Source organism: Nonomuraea harbinensis (assembly GCF_019396385.1).
GTDB lineage: Bacteria > Actinomycetota > Actinomycetes > Streptosporangiales > Streptosporangiaceae > Nonomuraea > Nonomuraea ferruginea.
In genome coordinates this window covers 1-17,068 of sequence record NZ_JAHKRN010000061.1, presented here as the reverse complement: position 1 = coordinate 17,068, position 17,068 = coordinate 1, and the positions used below count along the sequence as shown (strand labels likewise).

Genomic DNA, 17,068 nt, shown 5'->3' with positions numbered 1-17,068 from the left:
GAAGATGTGGCCGAAGGCCCAACAAGGAGGGAAGGCGTCATGCTCAACCTGTCGATCGTCCTGGAAGACAGTGCCAGGAACACTCCGGAGAACACGGCCGTCGTCTTCGGCGACATGCGGCTGCCGTACTCCATGATCGACACCGTGGCCAACCAGGTCGCGAACCTGCTGGTCTCGCGGGGCATCGGCAAGGGCGACAAGGTCGCGATCGCCTGTCCCAACCTGCCGTACTTCCCGTTCGTCTACTTCGGCATCCTCAAGGCCGGGGCGACCGTGGTGCCGCTCAACGTGCTGCTGCAGTCCAGGGAGATCACCTACCACCTGGACGACAGCGACGCCAAGGCGCTGTTCTGCTTCGAGGGCACGCCCGAGCTGCCGCTGGGCGAGCGCGGCCGGGCGGGCTTCGAGGGGGCCGAGCGCTGCGACCACTTCTTCGTGCTGCCGGCCACGCCGCTGGCGACCGAGTCGGAGTACGGTGAATCGGTCTGGGCGGCGCTGAACGGCATGTCCGGCGAGTTCGAGACCGTGCAGACCTCGGCCGACGACACCGCCGTCATCCTCTACACCTCGGGCACCACCGGCCAGCCCAAGGGCGCCGAGCTGAGCCACCAGAACATGCTGATGAACGTCATGGTCAACGACAAGATGTTCCCGCGCTCGGAGAACGGCGACACCTACATGGGCGTGCTGCCGCTGTTCCACTCCTTCGGGCAGACGGTGGTCATGAACACCGGGTTCATGCGCGGCGCCAAGCTGGTGCTCATGCCGCGCTTCGAGCCCGGCGAGGCGCTGGAGCTGATGCGCCGCGAGGAGGCGACGTTCTTCGCGGGCGTGCCGACCATGTACTGGGCCATGCTCACCAAGATCCACGCCGAGGGCGCTGAGCCCCCGGCCACGCTGCAGGTCGCGGTGGCGGGCGGCTCCGCCTCCCCCGTCGAGGTGCTCAAGGACTTCGAGCAGACCTTCGGCATCGGCATCCTGGAGGGCTACGGCCTGTCCGAGACCGCCCCGGTGGCCAGCTTCAACCAGCCGGGCCGCCCGGCCAAGCCCGGCACGATCGGCACCCCGATCTGGGGCGTGGAGATGAAGCTGATCGACAACGACTGGAAGACGGTCGAGGGCGAGGGCCCCGGCGAGATCGCGATCCGCGGCCACAACATCATGAAGGGCTACTACGGCCGGCCCGAGGCGAGCGCCGAGGTGATGCGCGACGGCTGGTTCCGCACCGGTGACATCGCCACCCGCGACGCCGACGGCTACTACTCGATCATCGACAGGGCCAAGGACATGATCATCCGCGGCGGGTTCAACGTCTACCCGCGCGAGGTGGAAGAGATCCTCATGACGCACGAGGCGGTCTCGCTCGCGGCGGTGGTGGGCGTGCCGCACGACTCCCACGGCGAGGAGGTCAAGGCGTACGTCATCCTCGACGCGGGCGCGAGCCTCACCGAGGACGAGCTCGTCGCCTGGGCCAGGGACAACATGGCGGCCTACAAGTACCCGAGGATCGTGGAGTTCCGCGACGCGCTGCCGATGACGGCCACCGGCAAGATCCTCAAGCGCGAGCTGCGCTGAGCCCCGCAGGCCCCCTTCCGGAGGGAGGGGGCCCAGGAGCGAAACGCTTCCCCCCGCGTCCGCGATCTGTTCGTGTACGGCTCACGAACATCGGAGGATCGCATGGAAGCTGGCACGCTCGCCGTTCCCGGCGCCGAGCTGTACTACGAGCTGCGCGGGTCCGGCCCGGTCCTGCTGCTGGTGAACGGCGGCGAGGGGGACGCGGGCGCGTTCGCGCCGCTGGCCGCACTGCTCGCCGACCACTACACCGTGATCACCTACGATCCGCGCGGCAACTCGCGGAGCCGGCTGACCTCCCCGATCGGCGAGCAGCGCATCCCCCAGCACGCCCGCGACGCGCACCTGCTGCTGCGCGCGCTCTGCCGGGAGCCCGCCTACCTCTTCGGCACCAGCTACGGCGGCATGGTCGTGATGGACCTGCTGGCCGCCCGTCCCGAGCAGGTGCGCGCGGCGGTCGCGCACGAGCCGCTCCTCATCGAGCTGCTGCCCGACGCCGACCGCTGGCACGCCGCCTTCCAGGAGGTGTACGAGACGTACGAGCGGGAGGGCGCACCGGCGGCGGTCCGGGCGCTGAGCGCCCTGCTCGGCGTCGCCGCGCCGCCGGAGGCGTCGGCCGGGCTGCCGCCTCCGGTCGCCGACATGCTGGCGCGGGTCCAGGCCAACATGTCCTTCTGCGTGGCGTACGAGCTGCGGTCGTTCGTCCGTTACGTGCCCGACCTGGAGGCGTTGCGGGGCGGCAAGTTCACGCTGGCCACCGGCGGCGAGACGGGGTCCACCGTCGGCCACCGCACCGCCCTCGCCCTCGCCGAGGAGCTCGGGCTGGACATCGCCGGCTTCCCCGGCGGGCACGTGGGTTTCCTCACGCACCCGGCCGAGTTCGCCAAGACGTTGTACGAGGTGCTGGAGAGCTGATCAGGGCCAGTCGCGGGACGGGCGCAGCGGCATGCCGGAGCGCCCCTGGTCATCCAGCTTGACGCCGAGCACCTGGTGGAGCTGGATCTTGTTGCGCTCGAAGCCGACGATGCAGCCCGCCATGTAGAGGGCCCAGACGCGGGCGGTGCCCATGCCGACCTCCTGGACCGCGTCCTCCCAGTTGGCGTCCAGGTTGTCGCACCAGTGGCTCAGCGTCTTGGCGTAGTGCTCGCGCAGGTTCTCCTCGTGGCGGATCTCGAAGCCGTTGTCCTCCATCTGCCTGATCAGGTAGCCGACCGACTCCAGCTCGCCGTCGGGGAAGACGTAGCGGTTGATGAAGCCGCCCTTGTTGAACGTCTTCTCCTTGCCGGTGGGCCGGGTGATGCAGTGGTTGAGCAGCCGGCCGCCGGGCCTGAGCTTGCCGTTGAGGAACCCGAAGTAGGCGGGCAGGTTGTCCTTGCCGATGTGCTCGGTCAGACCGATCGAGCTGACGGCGTCGAAGTCGCTCTCGGTCACGTCGCGGTAGTCCATGTGGCGGACCTCGGCGAGGTCCTGCAGCCCGGCCTCGGCGATGGCCTTCTGCGCGTACTCGGCCTGCTGGCGGCTGAGCGTCACGCCGAGCGCCTTGACGCCGTAGTGCTGGGCGGCGTGGATGACCATGCCGCCCCAGCCGCAGCCGACGTCGAGCAGCCGCATGCCCTCCCGGAGCCCGAGCTTGCGGGCCACCAGGTCGAACTTGGCGAACTGGGCCTCCTCCAGCGTGGCGTCCTCGGAGGGGAAGGTGGCGCAGGTGTAGGCCATGGACGGGCCGAGCACCCACGAGTAGAACCGGTTGGACACGTCGTAGTGGTGGTGGATGGCCTCGGCGTCGCGCTGCTTGGCGTGGCGCGAGCCCAGCCTGGCCAGCGCGCTGGTGCGCACCTCCTGCGGCGGCACCGGGACGCGCATGAGCAGCGGCTTGAGCCCCAGCGAGCGGACCGCGGCGACCTTCTCGGCCGGGGTCAGGTCGTTGGTCGTGATGTTCCACATCCGGTCGAGCAGGGTGTAGAGGTCGCCGTGCACGTCGATGTGGCCCGACACGTACGCCCGGGCCAGCCCCAGTTCCCCGGGAGCCTGCGCCAGGTAGGCCACCGCGATGGGCGACTTCACCTCAAGGGTGACGTCGGCGCCGTCGGGGCCCGCCTTGCTGCCGTCATACGCCATGAACGCGATGCCGGCGTCCGTGCCGACGATCTTCTCGAAGATGGACGCGAGAGCCATCACATCACCTTCCCCGCACACACTTGTCGTACAGATCAAGCAGGCGCCCGCTCGGATCGTATTCCCGCTTGACCGGCCAGTAGGCGTCGCCGTTGTACAGCCGCCAGAACTCGTCGCGGCCGTAGAAGGACGTCGAGTAGAGCGACTTGTGCCCGTCGAGCTCGTGCACGGCGTTCTCGATGAGCCGGTTGTGGTGGCCGTCGAACCGCCCCCGCGGCAGCGGCACCATGCCCCAGAAACCGAAGTTCACGTACAGCTTCCCGGGCTCCAGGGGGTAGAGCGGCCAGCGGGAGCTCGCCCGCAGCGGGCACATCCAGACCGGCGTCATGCCGACCTGGCCGTGGAAGAACTCCAGGAACTCCGCGCCCCGCTCGACCGGCACCTCGACGTCCTGGATGACCGACTCCTGCACCGGCCGGCCGCGCCAGCGGTCGATGCGGGCGGTGACGCCGTGCTTGCGGTCGAGGGCCACGAGCCTGCGGTAGACGTCGGAGCGCATCCAGCGGCGCGGCATGAACGTGCGGACCATCGGCTGCTGCACGCCGAACGCGCGCGAGCACCAGAACCAGTCGGTGTCCCAGCGCCACAGGTAGTCGCGCACGGTCAGCCAGTCGCGGCCGCGCTGCCGGATCGACTGGTAGTAGATGCGCATGCCGGTGTAGTCGGAGGTGTAGGGCGCCCGGTCGGCGAAGCGGCCGACGGTGAGGTAGAGCTCCTGCGGGCCGAAGAAGACCCCGTCGACGAAGTCGACCGGCTCGCCGTCGTGCTCCATGCTCTCGCAGATCTCCTGCATGGCCAGCATGCACTTGTCGGCGTCGGTGAACCTGACGTGGGTGAGCCGCACGTACGGATGGACCTTGCGCAGCTTGATGCGCAGGCGCAGCGCGTAGCCGAGGGTGCCGTAGGAGTTGGGGAAGGCCCTGAACAGGTCGTGGTGCTCGTTGTCGTCACGGGCGACGATGACGCGGCCGTCGCCGGTGAGGATCTCCAGCTCCTCGACCGACTCGTGGGGCAGGCCGTCGCGGAAGCTGGTCGACTCGATGCCGAGCCCGGTCACGGCCCCGCCCAGGGTGATGGTCTTGAGCTGCGGGACGACGTACGGCATCAACCCGTGGCGGAGCGTGGCGTCCACGAGGTGCTCGTAGGTGGTCATGCCCTGGACCTCGGCGGTCATCGTCTCGGGGTCGACGCTGATGACCTCGTCGAGATCCCTGGCGGAAAGCCCGGCCGTCTTGCCGGAGTCGCGGAACCTGAAGAGGTTGGACGTGGCCTTGGCCAGGCGCGGCGCGGCGTCGCCGGGAATCTCGGCGTAGGAGCGCCGGATGTGCTCCACTGCCCGTCGGTGTGTCGACATCGTCGTCTTCACGCAAGCACCCCCTGGAGCCGGCAGAGATCGTCGACAGAACGTTATCTCTCCGGGACAACATGGAACAGACCGGGGGCGTTAAAGACACGAAAACTGTTCATCGTGCCAGCTACAAGCCTAAGAAGCCGGTGAATCCGCGTATTTCCGCGTAATCGGCTGACAAACGCCATTCACCACGTTGACGACTTCGCGGCCCTCCACGGCCGCGGCCAGGTTGTCCAGCGTGACGGTCATCAGGCGGCCGGTGGCCTCCTGGGTCACGCCGGCGACGTGCGGTGACAGCAGCACTCCGGGCAGCTCGCGCAGCGGGTCGCCGGGAGGCAGCGGCTCGGCGTCGAACACGTCCAGCGCCGCGCCCCCGAGATGCCCCGAGCGCAGCGCCGCCACCAGCCCGTCCTGGTCCACGACCCCGCCCCTGGCGGCGTTGACCAGCACGGCGCCCCGCTTGAGCCGGCGCGGGTCGATCAGGCCGCGGGTCTCCTCCGACAGCGCGATCACCACGACCACCACGTCACTGGTCTCCAGCAGGTCCTCCAGCGCGGTGTAGCGGGGGTCCTCCCGGGGCGTGCGCGTCCAGTAGGAGACCCGGCCGCCGAACGCCCCGAACAGGCGGGCGCACGCCTCCCCGATCGGGCCGTAGCCGACCACGCCCACCCGGGCGGCCCCCAGCTCCCGTGGCTGGAGCGCCTGCTGCGGCCACTCCCCCGCGCGCACGGCCGCGTCGGCCGCGGCCAGCTTGCGGGTCACCGCCAGGGCGGCGGCCACGCACCACTCGGCCACCGCGCCCGCGCTGACGCCCGCCGTGTTGGCCACCGGCACGCCGGCGGCGGCCAGCGCGGCCAGGTCGTGGCCGTCGACGCCGACCGAGGGCTGCTGCAGGAACGCCAGCCGGGGCGCGGCGGCCACGGCCGCGGCGTCCAGCGTGAGCTCGCCCGTCCAGTCGCCCAGCACGATCTCCGCCTCGGGCAGCGCGGCCAGCAGCGCCGCGCGGTCGCGCGTGGCGGGCGCGCGCACGCTCACCCGGTCGCCGAGCGGGGCGAGCAGCCGGCGGATCAGGTCCACGGGGAGCGGCGGGAGCGCCAGCAGGTTCCAGGGCGTCATGCGCCCACCGTAAAGCTCTCCATCACCTGGCGCATCAGGCCGGTGTTGCGCTGCCACTGCGCCTCGGTGAAGGTCCAGGACAGGATGTAGGCGGTCTCGCCGATCGTCACGGCCCGGCGCACCTCGTGGTACTTCATGCCGGGCGCGGCCCACGGCGTGCCGCCGCCCGCCTCGGCCACCCAGGTGAACTCCCACTCCACGGCCTTGGCGCCGTTGTGGCTGACCTTCCTGCGGCCGGCGTCGCGCAGGACGCCGACGCCCCCGGCGGACTTGAACGCCTCCTCCTCGTCGCGCAGGAGCTGGTGCGGGTCGAGGCTGGCGTAGACGGCCTCGACGGCCAGGTGACCCATCCGGTGCGGGTGCGTCCACTCGGCGTGGTGCTCGCCGCGTGAGCCCTTCCAGCCGGCCGGCCGCTCGATCGACCAGCCGGCGGGCGAGGTCCAGGGCCGCACCACGGGCCTCGTCCTGGTCGGGACGGGCGTCGGCGCGAGCGTGGAGCTGGCCGTCGGCGTCGGCGTGGCGGACGGCGGGGCGCTCGGCATCGGGCTGGTCGCCGCGGCCCGCTGGGCGAGCTGCGCGGTGCCCTCCGCCGGTCCGGCGGACCTGAAGTACGCGACGGCGCCCGCCGCCACGACCACGACGGCGGCCGCGGCGGCCGCCACGACGGCGCGGCCGAGCCCGCGCGACACGCGGGGGCCGGGCGCGTCCCGGTCGGCGGCGGCCGGCCTGGCCTGGAGGACGGCGTCGAGCAGCTCGTCCGCCTCCTGGGCGGTCACCCGCTCGGCCGGGTCCTTGCGCAGCAGCCCCTGGAGCACCGGGTGCATGATCGGCGGGATGCGCCGGTAGTCGGGCTCCTCGTCGAGGATGGCCTTGAGCGTGTCCATGGGCTCGCCGCGTTCGAACGGCGAGCGGCCGACCAGCGTGGCGTAGAGGGTGGCGCCCAGCGACCACAGGTCGGAGGCCGGGCCCGCCTCGGTGCCGCGCACCCGCTCGGGGGCCAGGAATCCGGGCGAGCCGGTCACCATGCCGGTCTTGGTGAGCGAGGACTCGCCCTCGGCCGTGGCGATGCCGAAGTCGGTGAGCACCGCCCGGCCGTCGTCGGTGAGCAGCACGTTGCTCGGCTTCACATCGCGGTGCAGGATGCCCTGCCCGTGCGCGGCGACGAGCGCGGACAGCACCTGGCGCCCGACGTCGGCGGCCTGCCGCACCGGCAGCGCGCCCATGGTCGCCACGACCTCTTCGACGGACGGGGCGCGCACCAGCTCCATGATGATCCAGGGCCGCCCGTCCTCCTCCACCACGTCGTACACCGCGACCACGGACGGGTGGTTGAACTGGGCGGCGGTGCGGGCCTCCCGCGCGGTGCGGACGAGCTGACGCTCCTGGTCGGCGTCGGGCAGGCCCGCGGGCAGCACCACTTCTTTGACCGCGCACTGCCGGTCGAGCAGCGTGTCGTGGCCTTCCCAGACCACGCCCATCCCACCGCGGCCAAGCGCGCGTACTAACTCGTAGCGCTTGGCGATCAGCCGGCCGCTATCCGCATCCATGTCCTACCCCTGTTGACCACCCGAATAGTGGGCAAGTTTCCCATACCTCACCTGCCTCTGAGGGGTGGTCAGGAAGGCGTCTTGCCAGAGTGCACCGAATATTGTTCTACTTGGGTGACTGTTCGCCTGCCGGTCATGAGAAGGAGACGCCGATGTCGAACGCTCGTCAGGGTCCGCTGTCCGGGGTTCGGGTGCTGGAGCTGGCGGGGCTGGCACCAGGTCCTTTCGCCGGGATGATGCTCGCCGACCACGGCGCCGAGGTGCTGCGGGTCGACCGGGTGAAGGCGGTCTCCGACCGGCCGCGCACCGACGTGATGGACCGCGGCAAGCGCTCGGTCGGGCTGGATCTGAAGTCCCCCGAGGGCGTGGCCGCGTTCAAGGAACTGGCCCGGCACGCCGACGTGGTGATCGAGGTGTTCCGGCCGGGCGTGGCCGAACGGCTCGGCATCGGGCCCGACGACCTGCACGCGGTCAACGAGCGGCTGGTCTACGGCCGGATGACCGGATGGGGCCAGGACGGCCCGCTGGCGCCCACGGCGGGGCACGACATCGACTACATCGCGGTCTCCGGCGTGCTGTCGATGCTGGGCCGCGAGGGCGGCAAGCCGACCCCGCCGATCAACATCCTGGGCGACTTCGCCGGCGGCGGCCTCATGCTCGCGTACGGGGTGCTGCTGGCGCTGTTCGAGCGGGAGCGCACCGGCCTGGGACGGGTGATCGACGCCGCCATGGTCGACGGGGCGGCGATCCTGTTCGCGATGTTCTACCAGGGCGTGAGCAGCGGCATGTGGGGGCCGCGCGGCACCAACCTGCTCGACACCGGCGCCCCCATGTACGACACGTACGAGACGGCCGACGGCGGCTACCTGGCGGTGGGATCGCTGGAGCCGCAGTTCTGGGAGGCGATGGTGTCCCTGATGGGCCTGTCGGACCTGCCGGACCGCAACGACCAGGCGCAGTGGCCGGCGCTGCGGGCGCGGCTGGCGGAGGAGTTCCGCAAGCGGACCAGGGCCGAGTGGGAGGCGGTGTTCGAGGGCTCCGACGCGTGCGTGTCGCCGGTGCTGTCGATGGACGAGGCCCCCGCGCACCCGCACAACGCGGCCCGGCGCAGCTTCGTCGAGGTCGGCGGGCTGAGCCAGCCGATGCCCGCGCCCCGGCTGCTCGGCGTGCCCGACCCCGACCTGGCACCGGCCACCCGGCTGGACGACCTGTCCGCCTGGGGCATCCCGGCGGAGGCGGCGGAGAAGCTGCGCGCCCAGGGCGTGCTCGGCTGAGCGCGGTCCGCGCGCGCGAGCCGGTCGTCGAAGCGGCGTGGGCGCGGCACCGCTCCCCGGGTCGCGCTTGGTCAGGCGCGGGCCGTGCCGCGTGCCGTCTCGTACGGTGAGTAGTCCTTGAGGGTGACGGCGTCGTGCAGGCGCGCGCTCCTGCCGCCGAGCCGGCCGGCCGCCCTGATGACCGCGTCCGGGACGTGGTCGAGCACGCGGGCCGCCTGGACGAGCGCCCACAGGTCGAACCGGCCGCCGGGGACGAGCCGTTTCGCCATGCCGAGCGCCAGGTCGCGGCTGCCGCGCACGTACGCGCCGAGTTCGGCCTCGTACGCGGGGAACGCCCGCGCGGGGTCGCCGCCCGCCGCGGCGAGCTCGCCCGCCAGCACGTACGCGCCCACCACCGCCAGGCTGGTGCTGCCGCCGACGGCGGGCCCCGGGCAGTAGCCGGCGTCGCCGACGAGGGTGACGCGCCCGCGCGACCAGGTGTCCATGCGCAGCTGCGTGATGCTGTCGAAGTAGAACGCGGGCGTGGTGTCCAGCTCGGCCAGCAGCCGGGGCACCTCCCAGCCGAGGCCGGCGAAGTGCTCGCGCAGCAGCTCCTTCTGCCTGGGCACGTCCCTGTAGTGGTAGTCGAGGGGCTCGCGGGTGCGGAAGAGGAAGACGGCCCGCGCGTCCGGCAGGTGCGCCGCCGAGTACAGGCCGATGATCCGGTCGACGGCCGAGACGCCTTCCATGCGTCCTTCGAGGCCCAGGTAGTTCGGCACGGACGCCACCGCCAGGTAGGCGCCGATCCAGGTGGCGAAGCGCTCCTCGGGGCCGAACACCAGGCGGCGCACGTTGGAGTGCAGCCCGTCCGCGCCGACCACCAGGTCGAACCGGCGCGACGGCCCGCGCTCGAAGGCCACCTCGCCGTCCTCGCCGATGGCCGTGATGGAGTCGTCGAAGACGTACTCGACGTCGTCGCGGCCGGCGTCGTAGAAGATCTCGCCCAGGTCGTCGCGCATGATCTCCACGTGCCGCTCCGAGACCGCGGCGATGAGCTTCCCGGTGCTCATCCGCACCGGGCGGGACCGGCCGGGTACGTGGAAGGTCAGCAGCTCGGTGCCGGTCTTCCTGGCCCTGATCCGGTCGAGCACGCCCATCTTGGCGGCGATGTCGACGGCGGGCCGGAACAGGTCGACCGCGTGGCCGCCGGTCTTGCGCAGCGCGGGGGCGCGTTCGACGACCGTGACGGTGAACCCGTAGCGGGTGAGCCAGTAGGCGAGGACGGGGCCGGCGACGCTGGCGCCGGAGATGAGGACGCGCATGGACATCCCTCCTTACTTACCGGATGGTAAAACACCTCCGGCGGCCGCCACAAGGGCTTACTTAACGATAGGTAAGGATTAGGGTTGATCCATGGCCAGGCCGAGTGACACCAGGGCGCGCATCCAGGCGGTGGCGCGCGAGCTGTTCGCGCGCCAGGGCGTGCAGAACACCAGCCTGCGCCAGATCTCCGACCGGCTCGGCATCACCAAACCGGCCCTCTACTACCACTTCGCCTCACGCGACGACCTGGTGCGCAGCATCGTCCAGCCGTTCGTCGACGACATGGAGCGGTTCGTGTCCGGCCGGGAGCCCGGCGGCGATCCGCGCGAGCTGCTCGACGACTACTTCGACATGATCTGGCGGCACCGCGAGGTGATCGTCATGGTGGTGCGCGAGCTGTCCGTGCTGTCCTACCTCGACCTGGGCAAGCGCATGATCGAATGGCGGCAGCGGCTCGTCGCCCTGCTGCTCGGCGACGACCTCACCACCACCCAGCGCATCCGGGCCACGATCGCGCTGGGCGGCCTCGCCGACTGCTCGGTCGAGTACGCCCACCTGCCCGTCGAGGAGGTCAAGCCGACGGCGGTCGAGGCCGCGGCCGCCGCGCTCGGTTTCTAGACCGCGACGTAGAGGTCGACGCCCCCCGGGTGGTGCACCTCCACGTCGGTGGTGAACGCCCTGGCCGGCGTGCCGCCCGACTCGGTGTGCTTCCACACCTGCTGCCAGGCCTCGACCAGCGCCTGCGGCATCGGGCCGCGCGCCTCCACCTTGAGCGTCCTGGCGGCCGGCACCCGCACCGCCACCATGCCCTCAGGCAGCCGCGGCACCGTGCGCACGGCCGTGCCGACGATCTGCGTGTAGGCGCCGTGATGATCGCTCTCGTAGTCGGTCAGCACCGCGTAGAGGTTCTCCCCCACGCGGTTGGGCACGTGGGCGAAGGCCCCCGGAGCACCGGCCCGCCGCCACAGGACCGGCAGTTTCGCCCGCGCCTGGTCCATTTCGTCGGCGTTCGTGGTGCGTACTGCGAAGCCGACGACGATCATCTCGTCCCGATCGGTGACGTCCACACGCCCTCCATCCCCCATTGAGCATCCCGGCCGATCATAAGCCCCCGAGAAAGGGGGAAATGTTTGGTAGAAGCAGTCACCTCATAAGATGGATGAACGTGAAATTTCTCAACGGCATGGCGCCGCCGTACGACCTGACCTACAGCGACGTCTTCATGACGCCGTCCCGCTCCTCCGTCGGGTCCCGGCTCGAAGTCGACCTGTCCACGCACGACGGCACCGGCACCACGATCCCGCTCGTCGTGGCCAACATGACCGCGGTCGCCGGACGGCGCATGGCCGAGACCGTCGCCCGCCGCGGCGGCATCGTGGTGATCCCCCAGGACATCCCGTTCGACGTCGTCGCGGACGTGGTCGACTGGGTGAAGAAGCGCGACCTCGTCCACGACACCCCGCTCGTGCTCACCCCGCACGACACCGTCGGCGAAGCGCTGCAACTGCTGCCCAAGCGCGCGCACGGCGCCGTCATCGTCGTCGACTGGGAGAACCGCCCCGTCGGCGTGGTGACCGAGGCCGACTGCCAGGGCGTCGACATGTACACCCAGCTCGCCCAGGTGATGTCCAGCGAGCTGCTCACGCTGCCCGCCGGGCTCGCCCCGCGCGAGGCGTTCGACCGGCTGCACGACGGGCGCCACCGCCTGGCCCCCATCGTCGACGAGTCGGGCCGCCTGGTCGGCATCCTCACCCGTACCGGCGCGCTGCGCGCCACCCTCTACCAGCCGGCCGTGGACTCCCGCGGCAGGCTGCGCGTCGCCGCCGCCGTCGGGGTCAACGGCGACGTGGCGGCCAAGGCCAAGGAACTGCTCGAAGCCGGCGTCGACTGCCTGGTCGTCGACACGGCCCACGGGCACCAGGACAAGATGGCCACCGCGCTGCGTGCGGTGCGCGCGCTGGGGCCGCACGTGCCCGTCGCGGCCGGCAACGTGGTCACCGCCGCCGGCGTGCGCGACCTGGTCGACGCGGGCGCCGACATCGTCAAGGTCGGCGTCGGGCCGGGCGCCATGTGCACCACCAGGATGATGACCGGGGTGGGCCGGCCGCAGTTCTCCGCCGTGCTGGAGTGCGCCGCCGAGGCGCGCAGGCTCGGCCGCCACGTGTGGGCCGACGGCGGCGTCCGCCACCCCCGCGACGTGGCGCTGGCCCTGGCGGCGGGGGCGGCCAACGTGATGGTCGGCTCGTGGTTCGCCGGCACGTACGAGTCGCCGGGCGACGCCCACACCGACGCCGACGGGCGTAAGTACAAGGAGAACTACGGGATGGCGTCCGCGCGCGCCGTCCGGCTGCGCACCGCCGACGACAGCCCGTTCGACCGGGCCAGGAAGGCGCTGTTCGAGGAGGGGATCTCCACCTCGCGCATGTACCTGGACCCGCGCCGGCCCAGCGTGGAGGACCAGATCGACGCGATCGTGGCCGGGCTGCGCTCCGCGTGCACGTACGCGGGGGCGACCACGCTGGAGGAGTTCCACGAGCGCGCCGTCGTCGGCGTCCAGAGCTCCTCGGGCTACTCGGAGGGCATGCCGGTCCACATCAGCTGGTGACCCTCGTCGTCACCCGCACGGTCGTGCCGGTGACCGATCTGGCGAGGTCGCCGGCCAGGAAGACGGCCGCGCCGGCCGCCTCCTCCGCGGGCCGCTTCCCTCCGGGAGGCGGCCCGCCGAGCGCGATCGCGTTGACCCGGATCCCGCGCGGCGCCAGCTCCACGGCCAGCGTCGCGGTGAGGCTCTCCAAAGCCGCCCTCATCGCCCCGTACACCGCCGCCCGCCGGGCCTCGCCCGAGCTCACGTTGATGATCGCGCCGCCCGCGCGCATGAGCGGCAGCATCCGCCGGATCAGCTCCGTGACCTGGCCGAAGTGCTCCTCGAACACCGCCCGCTCGTCGCGCGCGGCCGGCTCGTCGAAGCCGCCGGCGCTCGTCACCAGCACGTCCACCCGGCCCCACCGGTCGGCCACCGCCCGCGCGAACACCTCCGCCGCCATCGCGTCGCCGGGCCTCACCGTCATCGCCAGATCACCCAGCGGCCGGTCACGGTCGCACGCCGCCACCCGCGCCCCGAACGCCGCCAGCGCCTCGGCGATCGCCCGCCCCGCCCCGCGCGCCGCCCCCGCGACCACGGCCACGCGCCCGTCGAGCAGGATCGCGTCGGGTGTCGGGGCGGTCATGGAAGCCGACGATATCCCGACCGCGTAGAGTCGTCGGGTTCATTGCCATCGTCAACAGGAGCACTTCGTGGCACTCTCGAAGCCGGAGATCGACTTCCCGGGCGGCAACCCGCCCGCCGACCTGGAGATCGAGGACATCGTCGTCGGGGACGGTCCCGAGGCCAAGCCCGGCCATCAGGTCAGCGTCCACTACGTCGGCGTCGCCTTCTCCACCGGCGAGGAGTTCGACGCGTCCTGGAACCGCGGCCAGGCGTTCCAGTTCCCGCTGGGCGGCGGGCGCGTGATCGCGGGCTGGGACCAGGGCGTCGCCGGCATGAAGGTGGGCGGCCGCCGCAAGCTCGTCATCCCGCCGCACCTCGGCTACGGGAACGCGGGCGCGGGCGCCCGCATCAAGCCCGGCGAGACCCTCATCTTCGTCGTGGACCTCCTCGGCGTCAGCTGACCCGCCGACCCCTCGGCTCCCGGCCCATCCGCCGGGAGCCTACGTCCTCCACCCGAAGCTTCACGACATCACCCGCCGGGCTATTCACCACGTCCCGGGCACGACCGCCGCGGTCCTCCGGCCACCGCGCACGTCCCCGGCCCCCGCGTCCGGTGATGCCACTCGCCACCTCGGAGCCTTCTCCCCCGAGTCCACCACATCCGCCCGAGGTCCCGACTCCGGGTACGTTCGCCGGGGTTCTTCCCGGGTCGGTGATGTGCTTCTTTCTTTCTCGTACGGGATTCGCGCGCCCTTCCGGGGGGCCGAATCGAAGGGGGATTGCGGAAATGTCGTGGTGGTGAGGCACGATAGCGGTGTGCTACTGATCGACGTGGTCCGGGTGTCCGAGGCGGTGGCGCGCACGCCCGCGCGGCTGGGGAAGATCGGCCATCTGGCCGAGCTGCTCGGCCGGGTCGGCCCGGGTGAGGCGGAGATCGCCATCGCCTACCTGTCGGGTGAGCTGCCGCAGCGCCAGATCGGCGTGGGCTGGCGCTCCCTCCAGGACCTGCCCGGCCCGAAGCTGGCCGCGACCGCCACGCTGACCGACGTCGACGCCCTGCTCACCAAGATCAAGTCGGTGTCCGGCCAGGGCTCACAGGCCGCGCGCAAGGCGCTGGTGCACGAGCTGTTCGCCGGCCTGACCAGCCAGGAGCAGGCCTTCATGCTCAAGCTGCTCGGCGGCGAGCTGCGGCAGGGCGCGCTCGACGGCGTGATGATCGAGGCGGTCGCCAAGGCATCCGGGGCGCCCTCGGCCGACGTGCGCCGCGCGCTCACGCTCCGCGGCTGGTTGCCGGCGGTCGGGGCGGCGGCGCTGGCGGGCGGCGTGCCGCGCCTGAAGGAGTTCCGGCTGGAGGTGGGCCGCCCGGTCTCGCCGATGCTCGCCGGCAGCGCCCCCGGCGTCGCCGCCGCCCTGGCGAAGGCGGGCGCCCCCGCCGCGCTGGAGTGGAAGCTCGACGGCATCCGCGTCCAGGCCCACCGCTCGGGCTCGGAGGTCAGGGTCTTCACCCGTACCCTCGACGACCTCACCTCGCGGGTCCCCGAGCTGGTGGAGGCCGTGCTGGCGCTCCCCGTGGAAGACGCGGTGCTCGACGGCGAGGTGATCGCGCTCCGCCCCGACGGCCGCCCGCACCCCTTCCAGGTGACGGCCGCCCGCACCGGCAGCAAGATCGATGTGGATCGCCTGCGCGCGGAGACGCCGCTGAGCGTCTTCTTCTTCGACGCGCTCCGGGTCGAGGGCGCCGACCTGCTCGATCTTCCGTACGCGGCCCGCCAGGAGAGGCTCGCGGCCACCGTTCCCCCGCCGTTGCTCACCCCGCGCCTCGTCACCGACGACGTGGCGGAGGCGGAGCGGTTCTTCGCCGAGGTGGTGAAGGCCGGTCACGAGGGGCTGGTGGTCAAGGCGCTGTCGTCCCCCTACGCGGCCGGCCGGCGCGGCGCGGGCTGGATCAAGGTCAAGCCCCGCCACACGCTCGACCTGGTGGTCCTGGCCGCCGAGTGGGGCCACGGCCGCCGCGAGGGCAGGCTGTCCAACCTCCATCTCGGCGCCCGCGACCCGGAGACGGGCGGGTTCGTCATGCTCGGCAAGACCTTCAAGGGCCTGACCGACGAGCTGCTCGCCTGGCAGACGGAGCGTTTCCTGGCGCTCGCCGACGGCCCCACCACGGAGTGGACGGTCCACGTCCGTCCCGAGCTGGTGGTGGAGGTCGCCTTCGACGGCGTGCAGCGGTCGCCCCGCTATCCGGGCGGCATGGCCCTCCGTTTCGCCAGGGTCCTGCGCTACCGCCCCGACAAGCGCGCCGAGGACGCCGACACGGTCGGGACGGTCCGCGCCCTCATGATCTAGTACGCAGCCGTACGGGCCCGAAGAGGCCGCTGACGCGCTGGCCGGCGAAGACGAAGTGGGTGGGGCTGACCTCGTCGAGATAGGGCCCCAGCGTGCCGAGGACGAGGATCTCCACCACGTTGTCGCCGTCGTCCAGGTCGACGTCGAAGGCGTACGGCGAGCACACCCTGATCCCGCACGGACGCCCGTTCACCGTCACCTCCGCCGTGCCCCTGACCCTGCCGAGGTCGAGCACGCCCGGCCCGGAACGCGCCGTGACGGTTGTGCGGTAGCGGACACCGCCGCTGTATCCGGCGAGGCCGCGTTCCTCCCAGTCGCCCAGCCGCATCCGGCCCGGTCCGCAGGTGAACCGCACCGGGCCGGTGAAGGCGGCTCCGCCCTGGGCTCCCGGAGCCGTGACGGCGTGCAGCTCGACCGCGAGGTGTTCGAGCTGGACGCCTCCGTCGACGACGACCTGGCGTGGGCGGCCCGGGTGTCCGTCGGCCTGGACCGGCTGGTCGAGGACTTCGAGCTGGACAGCCTCGCCTACTACCACCGCGGCCTCGACGGCGAGATCCACGAACGGCTCGGCGCGGGCATGATCCTCGGCTCGTCGCTGCTCACCGCCCGCGGCATCCCGGCCGCCGGCGAGTACGAGCTGCGCACCAGCCTGGCGATGCTCATCATGGACCGGCTCGGCGCCGGCGGCTCGTTCACGGAGTTGCAGGCGCTCGACTTCCACCGCGGCCACGTCGAGATGGGCCACGACGGCCCGGCCCACCTGGCGATCAGCGCCCGCAAGCCGCTGCTGCGCGGGCTCGGCGTCTACCACGGCAAGCGCGGCTGGGGCGTGTCGGTCGAGTTCGACGTCAAGCACGGGCCGGTCACCGTGTTCGGGCTGCGCCAGGCGCGTGACGGCGGCTACGGGTTCGTCGTCTCGGAGGGCGAGGTCGTGGACGGGCCGCTGCTGCGGATCGGCAACACCACCTCCCGGGTGGACTTCGGCTGCGACCCCGGCGAGTGGACCGACGAGTGGAGCGCCACCGGCATCTCCCATCACTGGGCCCTGGGCACCGGCCACCGGGCCGCGGACCTCCGCGCCACGGCCGACCTCCTGGGCGCGGACCTGGTCCACGTCCAGCCTTGACCCGCCCTCGGTGTCCGGCGGGCGGCCCGCCCGCCGGACACCGGCCCCTCAGTC

General features: G+C 71.9%; 16 protein-coding genes. 8 read left to right on the top strand and 8 right to left on the bottom strand.

The features are described from left to right. Window positions 1-39: 39 nt before the first annotated feature. On the top strand, window positions 40-1,575 hold the full coding sequence (locus KME79_RS38660; RefSeq protein ID WP_219550671.1) for a long-chain-fatty-acid--CoA ligase: 1,536 nt from the start codon (window positions 40-42) through the stop codon (window positions 1,573-1,575). Between the two features lie 102 nt (window positions 1,576-1,677). Further along, the gene (locus KME79_RS38655; RefSeq protein WP_148030122.1) at window positions 1,678-2,487 is read left to right on the top strand and encodes an alpha/beta fold hydrolase; all 810 of its coding nucleotides are present in this window, start codon (window positions 1,678-1,680) and stop codon (window positions 2,485-2,487) included. Here KME79_RS38655 and KME79_RS38650 read toward each other — a convergent pair whose 3' ends face one another. From KME79_RS38650 to KME79_RS45830, 4 genes are all read right to left on the bottom strand, one after another. Then, a complete protein-coding gene (locus KME79_RS38650) occupies window positions 2,488-3,747 on the bottom strand; it encodes an SAM-dependent methyltransferase (protein WP_219550670.1) in 1,260 nt (419 codons plus the stop codon). A 4-nt stretch (window positions 3,748-3,751) separates the two neighbouring features. Then, window positions 3,752-5,101, bottom strand: a complete 1,350-nt coding sequence (locus KME79_RS38645) for an FAD-binding oxidoreductase (RefSeq protein ID WP_148030120.1) — start codon at window positions 5,099-5,101, stop codon at window positions 3,752-3,754. 129 nt (window positions 5,102-5,230) lie between these two features. After that, window positions 5,231-6,214: an NAD(P)-dependent oxidoreductase gene (locus tag KME79_RS38640; RefSeq protein ID WP_219550669.1), complete on the bottom strand. Its 984-nt coding sequence runs from the start codon at window positions 6,212-6,214 to the stop codon at window positions 5,231-5,233. Then, entirely contained in the window at window positions 6,211-7,761 is a 1,551-nt protein-coding gene (locus KME79_RS45830; protein ID WP_246641155.1) for a serine/threonine-protein kinase, read from the bottom strand. The genes KME79_RS38640 and KME79_RS45830 overlap by 4 nt, the downstream gene beginning before the upstream one ends. Before the next feature lie 152 nt (window positions 7,762-7,913). Here KME79_RS45830 and KME79_RS38630 point away from each other — a divergent pair, with 152 nt between their 5' ends. Continuing rightward, entirely contained in the window at window positions 7,914-9,035 is a 1,122-nt protein-coding gene (locus KME79_RS38630; RefSeq protein ID WP_219550668.1) for a CaiB/BaiF CoA transferase family protein, read from the top strand. A gap of 71 nt (window positions 9,036-9,106) precedes the next feature. Here KME79_RS38630 and KME79_RS38625 read toward each other — a convergent pair whose 3' ends face one another. Continuing rightward, a complete protein-coding gene (locus KME79_RS38625) occupies window positions 9,107-10,336 on the bottom strand; it encodes an FAD-dependent monooxygenase (protein ID WP_219550667.1) in 1,230 nt (409 codons plus the stop codon). A 91-nt stretch (window positions 10,337-10,427) separates the two neighbouring features. Here KME79_RS38625 and KME79_RS38620 point away from each other — a divergent pair, with 91 nt between their 5' ends. Further along, window positions 10,428-10,955, top strand: coding sequence for a TetR/AcrR family transcriptional regulator (locus tag KME79_RS38620; RefSeq protein ID WP_219550666.1), 528 nt, complete (start codon window positions 10,428-10,430; stop codon window positions 10,953-10,955). On the opposite strand, the gene KME79_RS38615 is transcribed toward KME79_RS38620, so the two are convergent. Beyond that, window positions 10,952-11,404, bottom strand: coding sequence for a GyrI-like domain-containing protein (locus KME79_RS38615; RefSeq protein ID WP_219550665.1), 453 nt, complete (start codon window positions 11,402-11,404; stop codon window positions 10,952-10,954). The two genes, KME79_RS38620 and KME79_RS38615, sit on opposite strands and share 4 nt — an antisense overlap. A gap of 98 nt (window positions 11,405-11,502) precedes the next feature. Here KME79_RS38615 and KME79_RS38610 point away from each other — a divergent pair, with 98 nt between their 5' ends. After that, window positions 11,503-12,942 carry a GuaB1 family IMP dehydrogenase-related protein gene (locus KME79_RS38610; protein ID WP_219550663.1) on the top strand — a complete coding sequence of 480 codons (1,440 nt, stop codon included), beginning with the start codon at window positions 11,503-11,505 and terminating at the stop codon, window positions 12,940-12,942. Here the strand turns inward: KME79_RS38610 and KME79_RS38605 are convergent. Continuing rightward, window positions 12,932-13,564 (bottom strand): SDR family oxidoreductase, encoded by a 633-nt coding sequence (locus tag KME79_RS38605; protein WP_219550661.1) that lies wholly within the window; start codon window positions 13,562-13,564, stop codon window positions 12,932-12,934. The genes KME79_RS38610 and KME79_RS38605 overlap by 11 nt on opposite strands. A gap of 67 nt (window positions 13,565-13,631) precedes the next feature. Between KME79_RS38605 and KME79_RS38600 the strand changes: the two genes are divergently transcribed. Both KME79_RS38600 and KME79_RS38595 read left to right on the top strand, forming a co-directional pair. After that, window positions 13,632-14,006 carry an FKBP-type peptidyl-prolyl cis-trans isomerase gene (locus KME79_RS38600; RefSeq protein WP_148030111.1) on the top strand — a complete coding sequence of 125 codons (375 nt, stop codon included), beginning with the start codon at window positions 13,632-13,634 and terminating at the stop codon, window positions 14,004-14,006. A gap of 355 nt (window positions 14,007-14,361) precedes the next feature. Continuing rightward, window positions 14,362-15,888, top strand: coding sequence for an ATP-dependent DNA ligase (locus KME79_RS38595; RefSeq protein ID WP_219550659.1), 1,527 nt, complete (start codon window positions 14,362-14,364; stop codon window positions 15,886-15,888). Here the strand turns inward: KME79_RS38595 and KME79_RS38590 are convergent. Then, entirely contained in the window at window positions 15,878-16,243 is a 366-nt protein-coding gene (locus KME79_RS38590) for a hypothetical protein (RefSeq protein WP_219550657.1), read from the bottom strand. The genes KME79_RS38595 and KME79_RS38590 overlap by 11 nt on opposite strands. Window positions 16,244-16,291: 48 nt before the next feature. On the opposite strand from KME79_RS38590, the gene KME79_RS38585 reads away from it, so the two are divergent. Further along, window positions 16,292-17,014 carry a hypothetical protein gene (locus KME79_RS38585; protein ID WP_246641153.1) on the top strand — a complete coding sequence of 241 codons (723 nt, stop codon included), beginning with the start codon at window positions 16,292-16,294 and terminating at the stop codon, window positions 17,012-17,014. Window positions 17,015-17,068: the final 54 nt, after the last annotated feature.